Source organism: Bacillus cereus ATCC 14579, assembly GCF_000007825.1.
Taxonomy (GTDB): Bacteria; Bacillota; Bacilli; order Bacillales; family Bacillaceae_G; genus Bacillus_A; species Bacillus_A cereus.
Genome location: NC_004722.1, coordinates 4536696 through 4558311, shown reverse-complemented (window position 1 = coordinate 4558311; position 21616 = coordinate 4536696). Strand labels below are relative to the sequence as shown.

Here is a 21616-nt window from a genome sequence, read left to right as displayed (position 1 = left end):
GTTTTAAATTTGAAAGGCATGATTTTAGATGGGAGTTTTAGTGAAATATGTATGGGATGGAGTGGAAAAGTAATGTGAGAAAAGACGGAATAATAATTCAATTCAGTTGTATATTGTGTTATGATTATATTGTAAGAAAATGGAATCGCGAGAGGTGGTATGCATTATGTCGTCAGCCGTACTCTTTTTTGGTAGTATCGCACTATTTTACTTTCTTGTAATGATACCGATTCAATATTTATATTTACAAGGTTTACATGAAAAAAAGGAAAAGACAGGATTATCTCAGCGAGAGCTATATGAAAAAATGTCTTTTGGAGAAGAACAATTACATTTTCACGTACAAGGGAACCCATTTAATATACCATCTGCGTTTGTTGCGTATATGATTTTGAAAGTTAAGGGACGTAAAAAAGCATCACAATATTGATGCTTTTTTACGTTGCTTCATAGACTTCAGCTTCTTTAACTGCTAATGGCAAGAAATGTTTGTATTGGCGAAACCCGTTAAATACACTTGCACTACCAAATAGAACGAATAAAACACCAACGATAATACGAGCGGTTGAAAGTTCTAAAAAGAATTGGTTTATCCCGAAAAATAAAACGAATGAACCGAGTGCCATTGCGGATTTTCCTGAGAGCCAACCTTTCTCCATTGGGCGGTTTGTACGAAAGTATTTTGTTTTGTAAAAGAGGTACAACATAAATGAGACGATAATACAGAAGACTAATACTGGCATAATGAACACTCCCATCGCTTTGTGAAAAATAATAGAAAAGAAAAAGAAATATCTAAACTTTCTAACTTTTATTATAAAGCAATTGTTCGCATGTATGAAATACTTTCCGTTATAATGGAGGATAAAGTGAAGAAGTTGATTAAAAAGGAGATTATACATATGCATGAGCAAATTTTAGGAGCAATTAAAGAGTTTGATACAATTATTATTCATCGCCACGTGCGTCCGGATCCAGATGCGTTAGGTTCACAGGGTGGTCTTGGTACAATTCTACAAGAATCGTTTCCAGAGAAAAATATTTATACGGTTGGGTATAATGAGCCGTCACTAGCATACTTACGAGTAATGGATGATATTGAAGATAGTGTATACGAAAATGCGCTTGTTATTGTTTGTGATACTGCGAATCAAGAACGTGTTGACGATCAACGCTATACAAAAGGGAAGATGTTAATTAAAATTGATCATCATCCAAATGAAGATCCGTATGGAGATATTACGTGGGTAGATACGACAGCGAGTTCTACAAGTGAAATGATTTATGAGTTTTATAACTATGGAAAAGATAAAGGATTAAAAATAACAAAAGAAGCAGCCCGCCTTATTTTAGCAGGAATTGTTGGAGATACAGGTCGTTTCTTATTCCCGAATACGACAGCAAAAACACTTCGTTACGTAAGTGAGCTTGTTGACATGGGTGTGAAATTCACAGATTTATACAATGAGATGTATAAGACAAAAGAAAAAATTGCTCGTTTAAACGGTTATATTTTACAAAACTTTACGATGGTAGAAGAAGGAGCAGCTTACATTAAATTAACGAAAGAAGTATTAGAAGAGTTTGATGTACTTCCTTCTGAAGCATCTGGTGTTGTTGGAGCGCTTGGCAATATTGATGGATTAAAGGCGTGGGTTCTATTTTTAGAGGAAGACGACGTAATTCGTGTTCGTCTTCGTTCAAAAGGACCAGTTATAAACAAATTAGCAATGCAATATAACGGCGGGGGGCATCCGATGGCTTCTGGTGCGAAGGCATCTTCTTGGGAAGAAGCGGATCGTCTTTTTGCTGATTTACGTGAGATTTGTAAATAAGAGACTATATGTTAGAACGAAAAGAAGGAGCGGCGCTAAAGCCCTCCTTCTTTATTTTTCTTTCTCTATAGTAATGCTAATTTCAAGCACTGTATCAAAAGATATTGTATCGACTTTAAAACGGTATAGCCGATCGTAATGTTTGTACGTTTTATTTTCGATTACCTTTTTAAGTAGGTCTTTATTTTTTGCGATACTTTGAATGTTTTTCGTTAAAAGATGTTGGAGGTCATTATGGATAGATGTAGTCATATTTTCGAGTGTGAGATTGTCTAAATCGTATTTTTCTCGATTGATAAGTTTTATTTTAATCTCTTGAATGGTTAAGAGCCGTTTATTTTCAGTGTTCAATTTTTCTTGATCTTCGAGAAGGACGTGGAGCTTTGCTTCTTGTTTTTCTATAATTTCTCTTTGTTCTGCTATTTTACTAGCTTGTTCTTCTTGAAAAACACCGTATATGTACAAAAAAATAAACCAGCTCAACACGCCTCCAACAGCAGCCCCAGCTAATACTAAGTACCATCTTTTTGCTGTATTGGCACTTGGTACTCTCATACATGTTCCTGCGTTAGCCATTTAATAATAATGAGACCTGTTTGCATACCACCAGTTGCGAAAAAAATAAGGAGAATTTGCTTTACGATATCTTTCATATCTCCGCCAAAGAAACTTCTTTCAAAGCTATAAAAGGTATCGAATGTTCCGCCGATTGCTGCAACGAGTGCCCAAATTCTTAAATTTTGGGCGAATTGATTAATGTAAGTTAGAGCTGGTTTTCCGATAAGAAACGCACCAAATCCACCAATTAATGAACCGCCAAGTATAACCCCAAAGGCAATAAAATAACTAATAATAAGCAGAGAGAAAAAAGTATGTTCTCTTACATCCATCGTCATTCCCCTTTCTTCTTCATATATATGGACAAAGTATAAGAAGTATGTTTTGATTTCCGCTTTCCTCATCACCTATAATAAAAGTAGTCAAATAGGTAAAGAGAGGGTACAACAGTGAAGTTTGTGCATTTACAATGTCAAACCGTTTTTAGTTTATTAAAAAGTGCTTGTAAAATTGATGAGCTTGTAGTCAGGGCGAAAGAACTCGGTTTTTCATCGCTGGCTATTACGGATGAAAATGTTATGTATGGCGTTATTCCGTTTTATAAAGCATGTAAGAAACATGGTATACAGCCCGTTATTGGATTAACCGCTTCTATTTTTAGTGAAGAAGAAGAAAGGTCTTATCCGCTTGTATTACTTGCTGAGAATGAAATAGGCTACCAAAATTTATTAAAGATTTCTAGCAGTATTATGACAAAGTCCAAAGAAGGTATTCTTAAGAAGTGGCTTGCGCATTATGCGAAAGGATTAATTGCAATTTCACCAGGTAAAGATGGCGAAATTGAGCAATTATTACTAGAAGACAATGAGAGTCAGGCTGAAGAAGTAGATCGCACGTATCAAAATATGTTTGGCCATTTTTATATGAGTTTGCAGCATCATGCGATTCAAGATGAGTTGCTTTTACAAGAGAAACTACTTGAATTTATTAGTAGGGTTAATATTCCAGTCGTTGCAACAAACGATGTGCGCTATATCAATCAAAGTGACGCGCTTGTTCACGAATGTTTACTATCTGTTGAAAGTGGAACGAAAATGACTGATCCAGATAGGCCGAGGCTGAAAACAGATCAGTATTATTTAAAGTCATCGGATGAAATGGAAGCACTATTTTCCCATGCGCCGGAAGCAATCCAAAATACAATAAAAATTGCAGAGCGTTGCCAAGTAGAAATACCGTTCCATGTAAATCAACTTCCGAAGTTTCCTGTTCCGTCTAATGAAACGAGTGATATATACTTGCGTCGTGTTTGTGAAGAAGGTTTGCGGAAACGATATGGTGAACCGAAAGAAGTGCATATAAAGCGTTTGGATCATGAATTAAATGTTATTTCTCGTATGGGATTTAGTGATTATTTCCTCATCGTATGGGATTTTATGAAGTATGCACATGAAAATCATATTCTAACAGGACCAGGTCGTGGATCGGCAGCTGGTTCACTCGTTTCATACGTATTAGAAATTACAGATATTGATCCAATTGAATACGATCTATTATTTGAAAGGTTTTTAAATCCTGAACGTGTGACGCTTCCCGATATTGATATTGATTTTCCAGACGTAAGACGTGATGAGATGATTCGCTATGTGAAAGATAAATACGGTCAGCTCCGTGTTGCGCAAATTGTAACGTTTGGTACGCTTGCAGCAAAAGCGGCAATTAGAGACATTGCCCGCGTAATGGGGCTTCCGCCGCGAGATATTGATATATTTTCAAAACTTATTCCATCAAAGCTTGGTATAACGTTAAAAGATGCATATGAAGAATCACAATCACTTCGTGAGTTTATACAAGGGAATCTTCTGCATGAGCGTGTATTTGAAATCGCAAAACGTGTAGAAGGTTTACCACGTCATACGTCTATTCATGCGGCTGGTGTTATTATGAGTCAAGAACCGCTAACAGGAAGTGTAGCAATTCAAGAAGGACATAACGATGTTTATGTTACGCAATATCCAGCCGATGCGCTAGAAGAACTTGGTTTGCTTAAGATGGACTTTTTAGGATTACGTAATTTAACGTTACTTGAAAATATTATAAAATTTATCGCGAACAAAATAGGGAAAGAAATCGATATAAGAAACTTACCTCTTCAAGATGAAAAGACGTTCCAATTATTAGGGAGAGGGGATACAACAGGTGTATTCCAGCTTGAGTCGGGTGGTATGCGAAATGTACTTCGCGGGTTAAAACCGAATGAGTTTGAAGATATCGTAGCTGTTAACTCGTTATACAGACCAGGACCGATGGAACAGATACCGACTTTTATTGAATCGAAACATGGAAAAAGAAAAATTGAATATTTACATCCGGATTTAAAGCCAATTTTAGAAAGAACATACGGCGTCATTGTATACCAAGAACAAATTATGCAAATTGCATCGAAGTTAGCTGGTTTTTCGCTCGGAGAAGCAGATTTACTGCGCCGTGCGGTGAGTAAAAAAAATCGTGATATTTTAGATCAGGAACGTAAGCATTTCGTCCAAGGATGTTTGCGAAATGGTTATGATGAGACATCTGCAGAGAAAATTTATGATTTAATTGTAAGATTTGCGAATTACGGTTTTAACCGAAGTCACGCTGTAGCTTACAGTATGATCGGATATCAGCTTGCCTATTTGAAAGCGAATTATACGCTGGAATTTATGACGGCATTATTATCAAGCGCAATTGGAAATGAAGATAAGATTGTACAGTATATACGAGAAACGAAGCGGAAAGGTTTTCACGTTTTGCCACCGTCTCTTCAGAGGAGTGGCTACAACTTCCAAATAGAAGGGAATGCGATACGTTACAGTTTACTTTCGATCCGAAATATTGGAATGGCTACAGTGACAGCATTATTAGAAGAACGAGAGAAAAAAATGTTCGAAGATTTATTTGAATTTTGTCTTCGTATGCCGTCAAAGTTCGTAACGGAGCGTAATTTAGAAGCTTTCGTCTGGTCGGGATGTTTTGACGATTTTGGTGTTTCGAGAACGAATTTATGGAAAAGTATTAAAGGGGCGTTAGAGTACGCGAATCTCGCACGTGATTTAGGAGATGCTGTTCCAAAATCAAAATATGTACAAGGAGAAGAGTTATCTTTTATTGAACAACTAAATAAAGAGAAGGAAGCGCTTGGCTTTTATTTATCAAGTTATCCGACAGCGCAATATGTGAAGTTAGCAAAAGAATTAGAAATTCCATCTCTCGCTCAGGCGATGCGACACAAGAAAAAAGTACAAAGAGCTATTGTGTATATAACAAGTGTGAGAGTGATTCGTACGAAAAAGTTTCAAAAGATGGCATTTATTACATTCTGTGATCAAAATGATGAAATGGAAGCGGTCCTCTTCCCGGAAACGTATATACATTTCTCGGATAAGTTGCAAGAAGGAGCAATTGTTTTAGTTGACGGTACGATTGAGCTAAGAAATCATAAGCTGCAATGGATTGTAAATGGACTATATCCGCTAGAGGAAATGGATGTTTATGAAGAAAAGAAAGACGCATCTGTTTACGTGAAATTGCCGTCTCAGTATGAGAAAAAGCTTTTAAATCAGGTTACGAAAATATTGTTCGACTATTCAGGTTTTGCGAAAGTACTAATTTATTATGAAAAGGAACATAAAATGGTACAATTATCTCGGAGTTTATCGATTCATCCAAGTGAAGAATGTTTAGGAGCACTTCGTGAAATTGTCGGGGAAGAAAATGTAGTTGTGAAAATATAATGGACAATTTCCCTACACTTCGATTATTATAGTAGTAGTGTTCGTGGTCAGACCACTTGGAGAAATTGATATCAGCAAGAATAATTTGAGGAGAGTGGATAGTTTGTCAACACTTCGTGAAGAAGCACTTCACATGCATAAAGTGCATCAAGGAAAATTAGAAACTGTATCAAAAGTAAAAGTAGAAAATGCAAAAGATTTAAGTCTTGCATATTCTCCAGGGGTTGCAGAACCTTGTAAAGAAATTTATGACGATAAAAGTAAGGTATATGAATATACGATGAAGGGAAATATGGTAGCAGTTGTGACAGATGGAACAGCTGTACTTGGTCTTGGTAACATTGGACCTGAAGCATCTCTTCCAGTAATGGAAGGTAAAGCTGTATTATTCAAGAGCTTTGCTGGTGTAGATGCATTCCCAATTGCCTTAAATACAAACGATGTAGATAAAATTGTTGAAACTGTAAAATTAATGGAGCCAACTTTTGGCGGCGTTAACTTAGAAGATATCGCAGCACCAAACTGCTTCATTATTGAAGAGCGTTTGAAAAAAGAAACAAATATTCCTATCTTCCATGATGATCAACACGGAACAGCTATTGTAACAGTAGCAGGTCTTGTAAATGCACTGAAATTAGTTGGAAAGAAAATGTCTGACATTAAAGTTGTCGCAAATGGCGCAGGTGCAGCAGGTATTGCAATTATTAAACTTTTATATCGCTATGGTGTACGCGACATTATTATGTGTGACCGTAAAGGCGCAATCTATGATGGTCGTCCTACAGGTATGAATCCGGTGAAGGATGAAGTTGCAAAATATACAAATAAGAATCGTATAGAAGGTTCTTTAGCTGATGTTGTACAAGGTGCGGACGTATTCATTGGTGTATCTGCAGAAGGTGCATTAACAGAAGAGATGGTTCGTACAATGAATGACGATGCGATTATTTTTGCAATGGCGAATCCAGTTCCAGAAATTATGCCAGAATTGGCAAAAGCAGCGGGCGCAGCTGTTGTTGGAACAGGTCGTTCTGACTTCCCGAACCAAGTAAATAATGTACTGGCGTTCCCTGGTATTTTCCGCGGTGCACTTGACGTACATGCGACACAAATTAACGAAGAAATGAAGATGGCAGCTGTACAGGCTATTGCTGAGCTTGTAGCAGAAGATGAGTTAAATGCAGACTATATCATTCCGGCACCATTTGACGCGCGTGTAGCGCCTCAAGTAGCGGCTTACGTTGCAAAAGCAGCAATGGAGACAGGAGTAGCTCGCCGTCAAGTAGATCCAAATGAGATCGCTGAAAAAACAAAACAATTAGCGCTGATTGGTAAAGAATAAGCGAGGAATTTCCATTGACATCATCAAATACAAAAGTATATCTCGAAATTGTAAAAAAAATCCGTTCCATTATGGAAGAGGATGGTTTGGTGGCGGGGGATCGTTTGCCGTCTGAGCGTGAGTTAAGTTCACGCTTAAACGTAGGACGTTCCTCTGTAAGAGAAGCATTGCGTGCTTTAGAACTGGTAGGATTGATTGAAACGAGACGTGGTGAAGGGACGTTTATTCGAAACTTTTATGATAACGGTCTTGTACAATTAATTGCTCCGTTCTTATTGCAAGATGAGAAAACAATTCGTGATTTATTACAAACGAAACGATTACTTGAGAAAGATATGATTCGAATTGTATGTAATTTACCGAAAGAAACGTTTTCTAAAGTACTAAGTAGATTACACCAAGTACTTGAAGGAAATGAAAGCTCAGTCCCAACGCTTCATCAAACGTTCTTTAAAACACTTATTGAACAAGTCGATAATTATTTACTATATCGCATTTGGATGATCGTAAATGATTACGTAGCAACTCTTTCTTGTAAAGTTTCAAGAGATTCTATCGATATGTATAGAAAGCTTTATGCTACTTTGGAAGAAAAACAAGAAAATGATGCACTAAAAATTTACGATGAATTAGTAGAGAATATACAGTTTCACTCGTAATGTATAAAATTTGTCGAAATGACCATGACACGTTATGACAAACATTCTACCGCTTAGCGGTTAAAGTTAAACGTAAAGAGTGAGGTTATTAGACAGATTGAGAAGATAAGGCTAACATCAAACTTTGGTGTTAGCCCCATTTTCTTCTTACGCTAACCTTAGCTCTCAACGAAGGGGGTCAAATTGTGCTAAGAGATTTATTCGTGAAAAAGAAAAAGTACGCTGCAATACCTTCAGAACAAGTACGAAAAGATGTACCAGATGGCGTTATGACAAAATGTCCGGAATGTAAAAAAATCATGTATACGAAAGAACTTCTAAAAAATTTAAAAGTATGTGTGAATTGTGGATATCATCATCCTATGAATGCATGGGAACGTCTTGATAGTATATTGGACGAAGGGTCATTCCGTGAGTATGACAAAGAAATGGTTTCATTAAATCCACTCGAGTTTCCAGGTTATGAAGAGAAACTAGAGAGCGATCGTAAGAAGACTGAATTGAACGAAGCGGTTGTAACTGGTGAAGGAACAATTGATGACATGCTTGTTGTTGTTGCAGTAATGGATTCTCGTTTTCGAATGGGGAGCATGGGCTCTGTAGTAGGAGAAAAAATCGCCCGTGCGGTTGAAAAGGCGTACGACTTACAAGTTCCATTTATTATCTTTACTGCTTCGGGTGGTGCCCGTATGCAAGAAGGTATATTAAGTTTAATGCAAATGGCAAAAACAAGCGTAGCTTTGAAAAAGCATAGTAATGCAGGAGGATTATTTATTTCTGTTATGACTCACCCAACGACGGGCGGGGTTTCAGCGAGTTTCGCTTCACTTGGTGATTATAATCTTGCAGAACCAGGTGCACTTATCGGATTTGCTGGTAGACGTGTAATTGAACAAACGGTGCGTGAGAAACTACCAGAAGATTTCCAAACGGCAGAATTCTTACTAGATCATGGTCAATTAGATGCGGTGGTGCATCGTGATGATATGAGAGAATCACTTCGCAAGATTTTAGAAGTTCATCAAGGAGGGGAAATGGCTGTATGGCAGAGCTAGAATTTGAAAAACCAGTTGTTGAGCTAAGAAATAAGATTCGTGAACTGAAAGACTATACGAAAAACAGCCAGATGGACTTCAGCGAGGAGATTCGTATTTTGGAAGAAAAGCTAGAAAATTTAGAGGAAGATATATACGGCAATCTGAAAGTATGGGACCGTGTTCAAATTGCTCGTCATGCAGAACGACCGACAACGCTCGATTATATTGAGCACTTATTTACTGATTTTTTCGAATGTCATGGAGATCGTCTATTTGGCGATGATGCAGCGATTGTCGGCGGCATTGCGAAATATAAAGGGATGCCTGTAACTGTAATTGGGCATCAGCGCGGAAAAGATACGAAAGAAAATATTCGCCGTAACTTTGGAATGCCTCATCCAGAAGGATATCGAAAAGCATTACGTTTAATGAAGCAGGCGGAAAAGTTTAATCGTCCTATTATTTGTTTTATTGATACGAAAGGAGCTTATCCTGGTAAAGCTGCTGAAGAACGTGGTCAAAGTGAAGCTATCGCCCGCAATTTATTTGAAATGGCAGGTTTAACGGTACCTGTTATTTGTATCGTTATCGGCGAAGGTGGTAGTGGTGGTGCGCTAGGCCTTGGAGTTGGAGATTACATTCATATGCTAGAAAATTCCACTTATTCTGTTATTACACCAGAGGGTGCAGCGGCAATTCTTTGGAAAGATGCAGGAAAAGCAAAGGAAGCTGCAGAGGCAATGAAAATTACAGCAGCAGATTTGAAAGAATTAGGTGTAATTGACGAAATTATTCCAGAAGCAAGAGGCGGAGCTCACCGTAATATTTTGAAACAGTCAGAAAATATAGACTTAATGATTCAAAAAACTTTTCAACAATTAAACGGAATTTCGAAAGATGAATTAATCGAAAAACGTTATGAAAAATATATGAAAATTGGGCAAGTTTCGTTTTCAAACGCTTCCATTTGGATAAAATAAGAAAAGCGTGCGTTCCACTTCGCGAATGCACGTTTTTATTATGAAAAGACACATCTTCTCCATTGTATTTTTATATTTTTTCGTGTTATTTTATTATAAGGCAAATAATCTTTATGAGGTGAGTACAAATGAAACGTATTGGTGTATTAACAAGTGGTGGAGATTCACCTGGTATGAATGCTGCCATTCGTGCAGTTGTTCGTAAAGCGATTTTCCATGATATTGAAGTATATGGTATTTACCATGGATACGCTGGATTAATTTCTGGTCACATTGAAAAATTAGAACTTGGTTCTGTTGGCGATATTATCCCCCGCGGTGGTACAAAATTATATACAGCAAGATGTCTTGAGTTTAAAGATCCAGAAGTACGACTAAAAGGTATCGAGCAATTAAAGAAACACGGTATCGAAGGGCTTGTTGTTATTGGTGGAGATGGTTCTTACCAAGGCGCTAAAAAATTAACTGAACAAGGATTCCCATGTGTTGGTGTACCAGGTACAATCGACAATGATATCCCTGGAACAGACTTCACAATTGGTTTCGATACAGCTTTAAACACTGTTATTGATGCAATTGATAAAATTCGTGACACAGCTACATCTCATGAACGTACATATGTTATCGAAGTAATGGGACGTCACGCTGGTGATATCGCATTATGGGCTGGTTTAGCTGATGGTGCGGAAACGATCTTAATTCCAGAAGAAGAGTATGACATGGATGATGTTATCGCTCGTCTGAAGCGTGGTAGTGAACGTGGTAAAAAACACAGTATTATCGTTGTAGCTGAAGGTGTTGGAAGTGCAATTGACATCGGTAAGCACATTGAAGAAGCAACAAACTTTGATACTCGTGTAACTGTATTAGGTCACGTACAACGTGGTGGATCACCAAGTGCACAAGACCGTGTATTAGCAAGTCGTCTTGGCGCAAGAGCAGTTGAATTATTAATTGCTGGTAAAGGCGGACGTTGTGTAGGTATTCAAGATAACAAACTTGTTGATCATGACATTATCGAAGCGTTAGCTCAAAAGCATACAATCGATAAAGACATGTATCAATTATCTAAAGAATTATCCATCTAATCGGCGTAATGTCAGATATTTGGGAACGGTTTCATAATTTTCGGAGGTGCAATATGCGTAAAACTAAAATTGTATGTACTATAGGTCCTGCTAGTGAAAGTATTGAAAAATTAGAGCAATTAATCGAAGCAGGTATGAACGTTGCTCGTTTAAACTTCTCTCATGGTAGCCATGAAGAGCACGGAGCTCGTATTAAAAACATTCGTGAAGCTTCAAAGAAAACTGGTAAAACAGTTGGTATCTTACTTGATACAAAAGGTCCAGAAATCCGTACTCACGACTTCGTAGACGGACAAGCTGAGCTTGTAACAGGTGCAGAAGTAGTTCTTTCTACTGAGCAAGTATTAGGTACTGCAGAGAAGTTCTCTGTATCTTATGCTGGTCTTTATGACGATGTAGACCCAGGTTCTCGTATTCTAATCGATGACGGTCTTATCGAACTAGAAGTAATCGAAAAAGCTGATGGAAACATCCGTACAAAAGTTCTTAACAGCGGAACTGTAAAAAATAAAAAAGGTGTTAACGTACCAAACGTAAGCATTAAGCTTCCTGGTATCACTGAAAAAGACGTAAAAGATATCATCTTCGGTATCGAGCAAAAAGTTGATTTCATTGCAGCTTCATTCGTACGTAAAGCGTCTGACGTATTAGAAATCCGTGAATTATTAGAAGAGCATAACGCTCAATACATCCAAATCGTACCAAAAATCGAGAACCAAGAAGGTATCGACAACATCGATTCAATCTTAGAAGTTTCTGACGGTTTAATGGTAGCTCGTGGTGACATGGGTGTAGAAATTCCACCAGAAGAAGTACCGTTAGTACAAAAACGTCTAATTAAAAAATGTAACGTGTTAGGTAAACCAGTTATTACTGCAACACAAATGTTAGATTCTATGCAACGTAACCCACGTCCAACTCGTGCGGAAGCAAGTGACGTAGCTAACGCAATCTTCGATGGTACAGATGCAATCATGCTTTCAGGTGAAACAGCTGCTGGACAATACCCAGTAGAAGCAGTAACAATGATGGCTAACATTGCGGTACGTGTTGAAAAATCATTACAATATGAAGATATGTTCAAAAAACGTATTAAAGAGTTCACTCCAACAATTACAGATGCAATTAGCCAATCTGTTGCACATACAGCACTTGCTCTTGATGTAGCTGCAATCGTAGCTCCAACAGAAAGTGGATATACTGCGAAAATGATCTCTAAATACCGTCCAAAATCTCCAATCGTAGCTGTAACATCTGACGAGCAAGTAGGACGTCGTCTTGCACTTGTTTGGGGTGTACAAGCATTTATGGCTGAGAAGCGCGCAGCTTCAACTGACGAAATGTTAGATACAGCAATTCAAACAGGTATGGATGCAGGTCTAATCGGACTTGGAGATACTGTAGTGATTACTGCTGGTGTTCCAGTTGCTGAAACTGGTACAACAAACTTAATGAAAATCCACGTTGTTGGTGAAGAAATTGCTAAAGGACAAGGAATCGGTCGTAAAGCTGCAAAAGGTAAAGTAGTTGTAGCAAAAACAGCTGCTGAAGCTGTAGCGAACGTAAACGAAGGTGATATCCTTGTTACAACAAGCACTGATAAAGATATGATTCCTGCAATCGAAAAAGCTGCAGCTTTAGTTGTAGAAGAAGGTGGCTTAACAAGCCATGCAGCTGTTGTAGGTGTATCAATCGGTATTCCTGTTATCGTTGGTGTAAACGGCGTAACAGCAACTTTAAAAAATGGCCAAGAAGTAACAGTTGATGCAGCACGCGGAATTGTTTATAATGGACATGCGGAAGTGCTATAAGTAATACTGGAGAGAAGGATCGGAGTCCTTCTCTTTTTTTTACACAAAAACGAGATAAAATTAGCTTAAAGCGCCTAGAATTGCTTTTAAAAGCTGTTTGTTATGGGTTTTAATATGAAAGGGTATCTATATTTCATATGATGTATATAGGCATTGTGAGGGCGTTAAAAGTGAGATGTGAGAGAGGTGTAGAACTATGAAGTGGTTACTATTCTTTTTTATTTTAATACCGGCGATTGAGATTACGGTCTTAATTGGATCAAGTCATGTAATAGGTTTATGGTCTACGTTCGCTATGATTGTATTTACAGGTGTTGTAGGTGTGTATTTGGCGAAAAGACAAGGGTTTAAAGTGCTTGGAGAGATTCAATCTAAGTTGAATAGAGGGGAAATGCCAGGTGAGGCGGTACTAGATGGTATTTTTGTATTTGTAGGAGGTATTCTCTTAGTGCTTCCTGGGTATGTGACAGATATGCTAGGGTTTATCTGCGTGATCCCTATTACGAGAGCTTTATTGAAGCCGCTTGTTATGAAGTGGATGGAATGGAAATTTAGAAAGAATTCTACTATTATTATTCAGAAATAGCACTTAGATTGTAGAAATCTAAGTGCTATTTTTTTGTCTTGTAAAAGGAGAGGAACTTGCTGATTGAAGCTTTGTTTTACCGCGCTATTTGTGGGGGGAATTTCTATCTCAAAGCTGGGCTGCTCGTAAGTGTCTGATGTGGGGCAAATGATGAGTGGGGATGAACAAAACGTTCGCTTATTATATTTGCTATATAATTTTCGTTTGAACTCTTGTGTGTACCTCGATTAAACTTGTGATTTTTTAGTGCTATTAATTTAGATGAATAAGATGGAGGGAAACACTGCTAAATTAAAGTTTTGCTTTCTTATATAGAGGAACGATTGGTGTAAAAAATTCATATAAAAAGGCGGAGATTGTTAGTTGAAGTCTTATTTTATGCTATTTTGCATATTTATTCGTTTACATAAAAAGTAATAAATGTAAATGATAATTATAAAATAACTAGAATAAATATGTAAAAACACCACGGAATATGCGTTTTTCATGCAAAAAAAACAAGAGAATTATCTTTTTTGAGTGCAATTCTCTTGTTTTATGTAATAAGTATGAAAAATAAGTACAAGGAATAATCAGTGGGAATTTCCCACTGATTACATGTAAGTTTTTTGTTGTGTATGAATTAAAAACTATTATTTTGAAGGTGAACCTTTAATATATTTCCACAAGTCATGGAAGACATTAGCTTTGTGTAATGTATTAAGTAGTACTAAGGTGACTGGGCCGATGATTAATCCTAAAAAGCCAAAAAGTTTAAAGCCGACAAATAGAGCGACGAGTGTTGCTAATGGATCGAGACCGATGTTAGATGAAAGTACTTTCGGCTCCATAATTTGTCTTTGGACAATCACGACGATGTATAAAATGAGAAGACCAATGGCGAATGCGGTATCGCCAGTGAAAAATACGTATATAACCCATGGAACAAAGACTGCGCCTGTTCCTAAATATGGTAGTAAATCTACAACCCCTGTAATAATCGCGATAGTAATGGCGTATGGTACGCGTAATATTAAAAGCCCGATTAGTACAATGACAGTTGTCATAGATACGAGTGTAAGTTGTGCTTTCACAAAACCAAACAAAGCTTTTCTTAAGTCGACAAAAATAGTTTTTCCATAGCCATGTACACGATTCGGTAGCAATTTTCTTGCTTTCTGAGCAAGACGGTGCCAATCGTAACTAATGAAGAAAGTGGCTAATAAAATGAATACAAGGACAGTTAAAGTTGTTGGCAGTGCACTAATGAAATTCGTTAACCCGCTTATAATGGCGGTTAAAAGTTCTTTCATTTGTGTTGTCGCTTCTGTTCCTAAGTTTTGAATGTTTTGTGTAATTGTATAGCGCTGTGGTTCTCCAAGATGATTAAATTTAGAGATTAAATCATCGTAGAGAGGCATAATATGATTAAGTGCAAATTGCTGAGCGAATGTAACGATATCTGGAAACTTTACTGTAACAAGTTGTAGTAAGTATGTTGTGGCAGATATTGCTTCAGTCACAAGATATGTAACAAGTCCAACGATAGCTCCAAATACGAGAATTAAGCTAACGAGTACTGCTAGTGCGCGAGGAAATTGTAGTTTTTGATTAAGGAAATTGACGACAGGATTAATCAAATAAGCAAATGCAAAAGCGATAATAAAAGGATAGATAAGCCCTGACATGTATAGTAATACATAGAACCCAGCTACCGTTGCTACAATGACAAATATGAGTCGCAATATCATATATAGTAAGTTTCGGTTCAAAGATGTATACCTCCCATTCCAATTTGGATTATCCTAATTCGTTCAACTTATAACGAGTGTGCCCCACTGATTAAAGTTTCACTTTATGTTATAGTGGAATGATGGATTTTTCCTGCTTTTTCAGTATGTGAGTGACTGTGAAAGCTTGGTGTTGATGCTTCTACTATATGGTAAAAACTTCATTTTCTCTTCTTTTTATTTTACCTGTTTCTAATTAGAAAAGAAAGAAGAGACGTCTGTTTTTTAAAATGTATACACGCTTAAATTTTTATGGTGAAAGTCTCAATTTATCATTTTAAAATACATAAAAAATGAAGTGATTCATGTTGAATAGGCATCGATATATCATGTATAACGATAGGTTTAAAGGTATTTTTGTTTGGAAATGAGTTCATTATTTTCAGAAAGGAAGTGCAAACATGATTAGTCAGTCAACGTTATTTTTATTCATACTACTTATTATAGGACTTATTGCGAAAAACCAATCGCTTACTGTGGCTATTGGTGTGTTATTTTTATTGAAGTTTACGTTTTTAGGAGATAAGGTCTTTCCTTATTTACAAACGAAAGGAATTAACCTAGGTGTAACGGTCATTACAATAGCGGTGCTCGTACCGATTGCGACGGGGGAAATAGGTTTTAAACAACTTGGAGAAGCGGCAAAATCTTATTATGCGTGGATTGCTTTAGCTTCAGGTGTAGCGGTCGCTTTGTTAGCGAAAGGCGGCGTACAATTGTTGACAACGGATCCCCACATTACAACTGCGCTTGTTTTTGGGACAATTATAGCGGTTGCGCTATTTAATGGGGTTGCTGTTGGTCCGTTAATTGGGGCTGGAATTGCCTATGCGGTTATGAGTATTATACAAATGTTTAAATAAGGAATTTTATAGTAATATAAAATTTTTGAATTCTTTCTGTTCACAAAAGTCAGATAATTGTTTATAATAGGATTAGAAACTTTGAAAAGTTACATAACAGCAGAGACTTTACACCAGATAAAATAAAAACAACATAAAACAATTTTATAATGATATTGTTTTATGTTGTTTTTATCATAAAACTCTTCGGAATTAATTTTCCTCACTAACTTGTTGTTTTGAGCGTGAGGATTCGGGGAGACATTCACGCTCATGCTTTCCATGTAAACAATGGACAATAAGAGGGGAACATCGCAACAAATTTGCATGATCGTGCATTTTGCTTGCCTAAAGAGTGAACGGGCGTTCATAATTCAAAAGGGGAGCAAATAGATATAAGGAGCAAGGTTGGGAGAATTTTCAGGAAAAGGAGAGAATGTCATGACTGTTATTCGAGGTTTAGAAGGGGTAGTAGCAACAACATCATCTGTGAGCTCTATTATTGATGATACATTAACTTATGTTGGGTATAATATTGATGATTTAGCTGAGAATGCTACGTTTGAAGAAGTAGTGTACTTATTATGGCACCGCAAGCTTCCTAATGAAAAAGAACTAGCAGAATTTAATGAAATTGTATCAGAATACTATAAAGTTCCAGGTGAGATTTTAACATATTTGAAACAAGTAGATTTAAAAATTGCACATCCGATGTCTGTTTTACGAACTGCAATTTCCATGCTATCATTATACGATGAGAGCGCTGAAATTATGGACGAAAAGTCCAATTATTTGAAAGCGGTTAAATTACAGGCGCAAGTAGGAACTTTAGTTGCTGCTTACGCGAGAATCCGTAAAGGTTTAGATATTGTTGAGCCAAGAAAGGATTTATCATTAGCTGCAAACTTCTTGTACATGTTAAATGATCGCGAGCCAAATGAAGTTGAAATTGAAGCTTTTGATAAGGCGCTTGTACTTCATGCAGATCATGAGTTAAACGCTTCTACATTTACTGCACGTGTTTGCGTAGCTACACTTTCAGATGTATATTCTGGTATTACAGCAGCAATCGGTGCATTAAAAGGTCCTCTTCACGGTGGGGCAAATGAAAATGTAATGAAGATGTTAACTGAGATTGGTGAAGAAGAAAATGTAGAGTCATATATTCATAATGCTCTTCAAAATAAAGTGAAAATCATGGGCTTTGGCCACCGTGTGTATGAGCAGGGTGATCCACGTGCAAAACACTTACGTGAAATGTCTAAGAGATTATGCGTGCTTTTAGGAGAAGAGAAATGGTATAATATGTCTATCAAAATTGAAGACATTGTAACAAAAGAAAAAGGTCTTCCACCAAATGTTGATTTCTATTCAGCTTCTGTATACCATTGTTTAGGAATTGACCATGACTTATTTACACCTATTTTTGCAATTAGCCGTATGTCAGGCTGGTTAGCTCATATTCTAGAACAATATGAAAACAACCGTTTAATTCGTCCGCGTGCTGATTATAATGGACCAACGCATCAAGTGTATGTTCCAATTGCACAACGATAAGCGAATAACACTATTTTGATAGTGAAAATACGCTTTCAAAAGTCTGATTTTTTCGGAAAGATGTAATGATTAGAATATTTTAATTTGACTAACGGTTTGAACTGAGGGGTTATTCCCTCAGTTTCATACATATGAAATTTCAAACATGGGGGTTATCACATTGACGACAGGTGAAAAAATTACTGTAACTAATGGTGTTATGAATGTACCAAACAATCCGATTATTCCATTTATCGAGGGAGATGGAATTGGTCCTGATATTTGGGCAGCTGCATCTCGCGTACTAGAAGCAGCAGTTGAAAAAGCTTATGATGGTGAGAAGAAAATCGTTTGGAAAGAAGTGCTTGCAGGGGAAAAAGCATTCAACCAAACAGGCGAGTGGTTACCAGAAGAAACTTTAAACTTAATTCGTGAATATTTAATCGCGATTAAAGGTCCACTTACAACTCCAGTTGGCGGTGGTATTCGTTCTCTAAACGTAGCACTTCGTCAAGAATTAGATTTATATGTATGTCTACGTCCAGTTCGTTATTTTGAAGGTGTTCCTTCACCTGTAAAACGTCCGGAAGATACTGATATGGTTATTTTCCGTGAAAATACAGAAGACATTTATGCTGGAATTGAATATGCGCAAGGATCTCCAGAAGCAGAAAAAGTTCTTGCTTTCTTAAAAGAAGCAATGGGTGTTAATAAAATTCGCTTCCCAGAAACATCTGGTATTGGTATTAAGCCAATTTCAGAAGAAGGGACAAAGCGTCTTGTTCGTGCTGCAATTCAATATGCAATTAACGAAAAACGCTCTTCTGTTACATTAGTTCATAAAGGAAACATTATGAAATTTACAGAAGGTGCTTTCAAAAACTGGGGTTACGAAGTAGCGGAACAAGAATTCGGCGACAAAGTATTTACTTGGGCTGAATACGATCGTATCGTTGAAAAAGATGGTAAAGATGCAGCGAATAAAGCGATGGCAGACGCTGAAGTGGCTGGAAAAATCATCGTAAAAGATTCTATTGCAGACATCTTCTTACAACAAATTTTAACTCGTCCACGTGAGTTCGATGTTGTTGCAACAATGAACTTAAATGGTGACTATATCTCTGATGCACTTGCTGCACAAGTAGGTGGAATTGGTATTGCACCTGGTGCAAACATTAACTATGTGACTGGACATGCTATCTTTGAAGCTACACACGGTACAGCTCCAAAATATGCAGGTTTAGATAAAGTAAACCCATCTTCTGTTCTTCTTTCAGGTGTATTATTATTAGAACACTTAGGATGGAACGAAGCTGCGAAATTAGTAACTGCTTCTGTTGAGAAAACAATTGCTTCAAAAGTAGTAACTTATGATTTCGCACGCTTAATGGAAGGTGCAACAGAAGTGAAATGTTCTGAGTTCGCTAATGAACTTATTAAAAACATGGATGTAGCGATAATCAAAAACGCATAATTAAAGCGGGGGGTAAATTATGACAATCAAACGCAAGAAGGTTTCAGTCATCGGTGCAGGATTTACAGGAGCAACAACGGCATTCTTATTAGCACAAAAAGAACTTGCAGATGTTGTATTAGTGGACATTCCACAACTGGAAAATCCAACAAAAGGGAAAGCGTTAGATATGTTAGAAGCGAGCCCAGTACAAGGTTTTGATGCTAACATTATTGGAACATCTGATTACGCAGATACTGCTGATTCTGACGTTGTCGTTATTACAGCAGGTATTGCACGTAAGCCTGGTATGAGCCGTGATGACTTAGTAGCAACAAACTCTAAAATTATGAAAAGTATTACGCGCGACATTGCAAAACATTCACCAAATGCAATTATTGTTGTGTTAACAAATCCAGTTGATGCAATGACATATTCTGTATTTAAAGAAGCAGGATTCCCGAAAGAGCGTGTAATCGGCCAATCGGGTGTATTAGATACAGCTCGTTTCCGTACATTCATCGCACAAGAATTAAATCTTTCTGTAAAAGACATTACAGGATTTGTTCTTGGCGGACACGGTGACGACATGGTACCTCTTGTGCGTTATTCTTATGCAGGCGGTATTCCGTTAGAAACGTTAATTCCGAAAGAGCGTTTAGAAGCAATCGTAGAACGTACACGTAAAGGTGGCGGTGAGATTGTAGGCTTATTAGGAAACGGTAGTGCATATTACGCACCAGCAGCTTCTTTAGTTGAAATGACAGAAGCAATCTTAAAAGATCAACGCCGTATATTACCAGCTATTGCGTACCTTGAAGGTGAGTATGGTTATAGTGACCTTTACTTAGGGGTACCAGTAATTCTAGGTGGTAACGGAATTGAAAAAATTATTGAATTAGAACTTCTTGCAGATGAAAAAGAAGCGTTAGATCGCTCTGTAGAATCTGTACGTAATGTAATGAAAGTTCTTGTTTAATAATTGAATAGTAGTGAAAAAGATTCGGGATTCCGAATCTTTTTCTACTATTTACCGAATTGTTTTTTTGAAATAATATGAAAACGCTATCATTTGTAATATCCTATAATGAAACTGTAGATTTATACTATACATTGCCCTCATCATAGTAAATTTCGGATAAGGTATCGCTTTTAGTAGGATAATAAGGTGAAAAAATCGGAGGGGGTTGTAACATGTTAAAGAAAAAAGTTCAAATTGGTCGTAAAATGGATGAAATTACAGTAGGAGAGAAATTATCTATCACTGAAAAAATTGAGGATAAAGATTTGTTATTGTACTTAGGGTTAACGAATGATGCCAATCCATTATATATTCAGCATGATTACGCATCCCAAACTCCGTATGAAAAGCCGATTGTACCAAGCATTATGCTAACGGGAATGATTACAACGGCGGTTACGAAATATTTACCGGGTCCAGGAAGTCATATTACGAGAAAGGACCTTACATTCGTGAAACATGTTCACCATTATGAAACGTTACAAATCCACTTTGAAGTTGTGGCTGTTTCTGAGGAGGAACATACAATTGATATGCTTGTATCTGCTCATGATGAAAAAGGAGAAACTGTTGTGAAAGGTTCATTAACAGTAACGCCACCTTTTAAATCAGTTTCTATTATGGAAAAAGCATTAGATAATTTTTAAAAAGATGAAAATATGAATAGCGCTAGCATACCTTTAATAAGGATGCTAGCGCTATTTTTAGTTGAAGAACCCTTCTTTGAACCCTTCAGCAAATTCTGAGCACCCCGTTTTAATCGTATCCCAGCTCGGAGCGTTAAAAGCAAGGATACATGTGACTGCTAAAGATAGAATGGATAGTATTAGTCGCATAATAGACCTCCTTATATTATTAATTTATATATTAAGATTAATAATATAATTATCGGTAATTGAAGTCAATTAAAGGAGTGGTTTTTTAGGTGAGGTGGAAAAGAGAAGACGTGATCTTTGAAACGGTAAGAGAAGCTGAAGTGTGGGCAGACGGGGTTGCGAATGAAATGTACGGGAGAGTATTTGATGGATATGAAACACCAGATTATAAAATAGCGTATGCTCTTTCGTTTTTCCTAGCACAAAATCAAGATTTTATAGTTCATACGGAAGTGAGCTTTAAAGAAGAGAGAGCAATCTATAAAGTTTGGCAAAATCCTGTGTAGTTGCAGGTGAATCGTAATTACTTCTATTTTCTCAATTCTACACAAACGATCTCCATGAATAGACAATTATATTGAGAGGGACCTTGTTTTCTAGTATGATGAGAATAACGGGGAAAATACTAGGATGAAGAAGGTTTCAAGTCTATAACTTGGAGGAAAAG

At 37.0% G+C, this 21616-nt stretch carries 21 protein-coding genes; 16 read left to right on the top strand and 5 right to left on the bottom strand.

What is annotated here, in order from left to right; all coding sequences use genetic code 11:
* Window positions 1-166: 166 nt before the first annotated feature.
* A complete protein-coding gene (locus BC_RS23010) occupies window positions 167-430 on the top strand; it encodes a DUF3949 domain-containing protein (protein WP_000093045.1) in 264 nt (87 codons plus the stop codon).
* Window positions 431-437: 7 nt separating this feature from the next.
* On the opposite strand, the gene BC_RS23005 is transcribed toward BC_RS23010, so the two are convergent.
* Entirely contained in the window at window positions 438-743 is a 306-nt protein-coding gene (locus BC_RS23005; RefSeq protein WP_001144776.1) for a YtpI family protein, read from the bottom strand.
* 159 nt (window positions 744-902) lie between these two features.
* Between BC_RS23005 and BC_RS23000 the strand changes: the two genes are divergently transcribed.
* Window positions 903-1835 carry a DHH family phosphoesterase gene (locus BC_RS23000; RefSeq protein WP_000545136.1) on the top strand — a complete coding sequence of 311 codons (933 nt, stop codon included), beginning with the start codon at window positions 903-905 and terminating at the stop codon, window positions 1833-1835.
* A 51-nt stretch (window positions 1836-1886) separates the two neighbouring features.
* Here the strand turns inward: BC_RS23000 and ytrI are convergent, their stop codons facing one another.
* Entirely contained in the window at window positions 1887-2390 is a 504-nt protein-coding gene (gene ytrI, locus BC_RS22995; protein ID WP_001265736.1) for a sporulation membrane protein YtrI, read from the bottom strand.
* Window positions 2387-2800 carry a YtrH family sporulation protein gene (locus tag BC_RS22990; protein WP_002005839.1) on the bottom strand — a complete coding sequence of 138 codons (414 nt, stop codon included), beginning with the start codon at window positions 2798-2800 and terminating at the stop codon, window positions 2387-2389. The genes ytrI and BC_RS22990 overlap by 4 nt, the downstream gene beginning before the upstream one ends.
* A 42-nt stretch (window positions 2801-2842) precedes the next feature.
* On the opposite strand from BC_RS22990, the gene dnaE reads away from it, so the two are divergent.
* The 8 genes from dnaE (at window position 2843) to BC_RS22950 (ending at window position 13672) form a co-directional block, all read left to right on the top strand.
* Entirely contained in the window at window positions 2843-6169 is a 3327-nt protein-coding gene (gene dnaE, locus BC_RS22985) for a DNA polymerase III subunit alpha (protein WP_000673716.1), read from the top strand.
* A gap of 133 nt (window positions 6170-6302) precedes the next feature.
* Window positions 6303-7511, top strand: coding sequence for an NAD(P)-dependent malic enzyme (locus tag BC_RS22980; protein WP_161508111.1), 1209 nt, complete (start codon window positions 6303-6305; stop codon window positions 7509-7511).
* 14 nt (window positions 7512-7525) lie between these two features.
* Window positions 7526-8170, top strand: a complete 645-nt coding sequence (locus tag BC_RS22975; RefSeq protein ID WP_000204448.1) for a FadR/GntR family transcriptional regulator — start codon at window positions 7526-7528, stop codon at window positions 8168-8170.
* Between the two features lie 185 nt (window positions 8171-8355).
* Window positions 8356-9225 (top strand): acetyl-CoA carboxylase, carboxyltransferase subunit beta, encoded by an 870-nt coding sequence (gene accD, locus BC_RS22970; protein WP_000942856.1) that lies wholly within the window; start codon window positions 8356-8358, stop codon window positions 9223-9225.
* Window positions 9213-10187 (top strand): acetyl-CoA carboxylase carboxyl transferase subunit alpha, encoded by a 975-nt coding sequence (accA, locus tag BC_RS22965; RefSeq protein WP_000818803.1) that lies wholly within the window; start codon window positions 9213-9215, stop codon window positions 10185-10187. Before accD ends, accA begins: the two co-directional genes overlap by 13 nt.
* A 128-nt stretch (window positions 10188-10315) precedes the next feature.
* Complete coding sequence (gene pfkA, locus BC_RS22960) at window positions 10316-11275, top strand: 6-phosphofructokinase (protein WP_000821167.1); 960 nt, start codon at window positions 10316-10318, stop codon at window positions 11273-11275.
* 53 nt (window positions 11276-11328) lie between these two features.
* Window positions 11329-13086, top strand: a complete 1758-nt coding sequence (pyk, locus tag BC_RS22955; protein WP_001232673.1) for a pyruvate kinase — start codon at window positions 11329-11331, stop codon at window positions 13084-13086.
* Between the two features lie 196 nt (window positions 13087-13282).
* The gene (locus BC_RS22950) at window positions 13283-13672 is read left to right on the top strand and encodes an FxsA family protein (protein WP_000871622.1); all 390 of its coding nucleotides are present in this window, start codon (window positions 13283-13285) and stop codon (window positions 13670-13672) included.
* 632 nt (window positions 13673-14304) lie between these two features.
* On the opposite strand, the gene ytvI is transcribed toward BC_RS22950, so the two are convergent.
* Window positions 14305-15423 carry a sporulation integral membrane protein YtvI gene (ytvI, locus tag BC_RS22945; RefSeq protein ID WP_001081388.1) on the bottom strand — a complete coding sequence of 373 codons (1119 nt, stop codon included), beginning with the start codon at window positions 15421-15423 and terminating at the stop codon, window positions 14305-14307.
* A gap of 419 nt (window positions 15424-15842) precedes the next feature.
* Here ytvI and BC_RS22940 point away from each other — a divergent pair, with 419 nt between their 5' ends.
* The 5 genes from BC_RS22940 to BC_RS22920 all read left to right on the top strand — a co-directional run bounded on the left by BC_RS22940 (window position 15843) and on the right by BC_RS22920 (window position 20940).
* The gene (locus tag BC_RS22940; RefSeq protein ID WP_000625507.1) at window positions 15843-16304 is read left to right on the top strand and encodes a DUF441 domain-containing protein; all 462 of its coding nucleotides are present in this window, start codon (window positions 15843-15845) and stop codon (window positions 16302-16304) included.
* Window positions 16305-16691: 387 nt separating this feature from the next.
* Entirely contained in the window at window positions 16692-17840 is a 1149-nt protein-coding gene (citZ, locus tag BC_RS22935) for a citrate synthase (RefSeq protein ID WP_000503652.1), read from the top strand.
* A gap of 160 nt (window positions 17841-18000) precedes the next feature.
* Complete coding sequence (icd, locus tag BC_RS22930; RefSeq protein WP_000206898.1) at window positions 18001-19293, top strand: NADP-dependent isocitrate dehydrogenase; 1293 nt, start codon at window positions 18001-18003, stop codon at window positions 19291-19293.
* Between the two features lie 19 nt (window positions 19294-19312).
* The gene (mdh, locus tag BC_RS22925) at window positions 19313-20251 is read left to right on the top strand and encodes a malate dehydrogenase (RefSeq protein ID WP_000153230.1); all 939 of its coding nucleotides are present in this window, start codon (window positions 19313-19315) and stop codon (window positions 20249-20251) included.
* A 215-nt stretch (window positions 20252-20466) separates the two neighbouring features.
* On the top strand, window positions 20467-20940 hold the full coding sequence (locus tag BC_RS22920) for a MaoC family dehydratase (protein ID WP_000914180.1): 474 nt from the start codon (window positions 20467-20469) through the stop codon (window positions 20938-20940).
* A 57-nt stretch (window positions 20941-20997) separates the two neighbouring features.
* Here the strand turns inward: BC_RS22920 and BC_RS28250 are convergent, their stop codons facing one another.
* On the bottom strand, window positions 20998-21129 hold the full coding sequence (locus BC_RS28250) for a hypothetical protein (RefSeq protein ID WP_001237022.1): 132 nt from the start codon (window positions 21127-21129) through the stop codon (window positions 20998-21000).
* An 89-nt stretch (window positions 21130-21218) separates the two neighbouring features.
* Here BC_RS28250 and BC_RS22915 point away from each other — a divergent pair, with 89 nt between their 5' ends.
* Window positions 21219-21455 (top strand): hypothetical protein, encoded by a 237-nt coding sequence (locus tag BC_RS22915; RefSeq protein ID WP_001267383.1) that lies wholly within the window; start codon window positions 21219-21221, stop codon window positions 21453-21455.
* The last annotated feature ends 161 nt before the right edge of the window (window positions 21456-21616 follow it).

Excerpts from the sequence above, each read along its gene's own strand:
- BC_RS23000 (WP_000545136.1), top strand. The coding sequence starts at position 903 with ATGCATGAGCAAATTTTAGGAGCAATTAAAGAGTTTGATACAATTATT.
- BC_RS22980 (WP_161508111.1), top strand. The coding sequence starts at position 6,303 with ATGCATAAAGTGCATCAAGGAAAATTAGAAACTGTATCAAAAGTAAAA.
- BC_RS23005 (WP_001144776.1), bottom strand. The coding sequence starts at position 743 with ATGCCAGTATTAGTCTTCTGTATTATCGTCTCATTTATGTTGTACCTC.
- mdh (WP_000153230.1), top strand. The coding sequence starts at position 19,313 with ATGACAATCAAACGCAAGAAGGTTTCAGTCATCGGTGCAGGATTTACA.
- ytrI (WP_001265736.1), bottom strand. The coding sequence starts at position 2,390 with ATGAGAGTACCAAGTGCCAATACAGCAAAAAGATGGTACTTAGTATTA.
- BC_RS22950 (WP_000871622.1), top strand. The coding sequence starts at position 13,283 with ATGAAGTGGTTACTATTCTTTTTTATTTTAATACCGGCGATTGAGATT.
- BC_RS22920 (WP_000914180.1), top strand. The coding sequence starts at position 20,467 with ATGTTAAAGAAAAAAGTTCAAATTGGTCGTAAAATGGATGAAATTACA.
- BC_RS22940 (WP_000625507.1), top strand. The coding sequence starts at position 15,843 with ATGATTAGTCAGTCAACGTTATTTTTATTCATACTACTTATTATAGGA.
- accA (WP_000818803.1), top strand. The coding sequence starts at position 9,213 with ATGGCAGAGCTAGAATTTGAAAAACCAGTTGTTGAGCTAAGAAATAAG.
- pfkA (WP_000821167.1), top strand. The coding sequence starts at position 10,316 with ATGAAACGTATTGGTGTATTAACAAGTGGTGGAGATTCACCTGGTATG.
- BC_RS28250 (WP_001237022.1), bottom strand. The coding sequence starts at position 21,129 with ATGCGACTAATACTATCCATTCTATCTTTAGCAGTCACATGTATCCTT.
- BC_RS23010 (WP_000093045.1), top strand. The coding sequence starts at position 167 with ATGTCGTCAGCCGTACTCTTTTTTGGTAGTATCGCACTATTTTACTTT.
- pyk (WP_001232673.1), top strand. The coding sequence starts at position 11,329 with ATGCGTAAAACTAAAATTGTATGTACTATAGGTCCTGCTAGTGAAAGT.